This window comes from Pseudoalteromonas sp. SR44-5 (genome assembly GCF_014163675.1).
Lineage (GTDB): Bacteria > Pseudomonadota > Gammaproteobacteria > Enterobacterales > Alteromonadaceae > Pseudoalteromonas > Pseudoalteromonas rhizosphaerae.
This window is the reverse complement of the sequence record NZ_JACJDT010000140.1, coordinates 1-959: the sequence shown is the minus strand read 5'-3', so window position 1 is coordinate 959 and position 959 is coordinate 1. Positions and strand designations below refer to the sequence as shown.

The following is a 959-nucleotide window of genomic DNA, read 5'->3' as shown; positions in this document are numbered from 1 at the left end:
AGATACCTGGTTGTGAAGAGCGTGATGAGCTGGGTAATTGTTGTTTTAAATGGGCTGATATTGTATGCCACCTTGATATAGTGGCAACACGCCCGGGTGTAATGGGGTTTGTGCCTTTTATTAGTCATATTGATGAGGATAAATACCCTGAGACTAAAATAGCTGTTCAAGTGCCTGATAACTCAAATAACCCGATGAACTGCTATTTATATTGGGAACGAGTAGTGCGGTTTATGGATAACAACCAACCACTGCCTGATGTGCCTGAGTATGAAAACTGCCGCCACCTTGATGAACTCACCGCTGAATTTGATAAGCAAAATGACAGACCCAATAATTTTTGGAGCGATTTTTCGCTTGCTCAACAAGTCGAAATTTGGCAGAAATTTAATAAAGAGGCTGCGCATTTTAATTGGCTCAGAGCGACACCGAACGAAGAAATAACCAAACCTTGGCTGCATTTTAAAGGTGAGCCTGAGCGTATCGAAAAACTAACATGGAAATACAAAGCAAAGCGCTTAGCACTGCAGTTGTTTATGGGAATACCTTAAAAGATGACTTTATGTATAGCATGCAACTAGGATTCTGATAAAAATTAAAAATGGAATTCAAGCCTAGGGGTTATGCACCCATCTAGGTTTATTGGCACACTGACGACTAAGGAAGTAAAAAGGAAATTAAGAAGAGAGCCACTTTAAATACGCGCATCTTAGTCATAAGGTAGAAAAAAATCAAACCATGCACGAGGTAAACTGCCGCCTACAGGCGATGTAATATAGCTGTTTAAATTTGCGTAGGCGGGGCTTTACGCCGCGCAAATTGAAGAATAAAAACGATATTCACTCTGAATAGTTAAGATGGGTGTCATCTTAATTTCGTTGGCCAAGTAATCAGCCAAGCCATTGTTAAGTTATAAAAAGCTAAGTTATAAAAAATTTACAAGAAGTACAGCAAATAAA

Annotated in this window: 1 pseudogene; it reads left to right on the top strand. The window is 39.2% G+C overall.

Annotated elements, in window-relative coordinates:
• A pseudogene (locus H5154_RS22865) lies at window positions 1–551 on the top strand (hypothetical protein); the annotation flags it as partial.
• Window positions 552–959 lie beyond the last annotated feature (408 nt).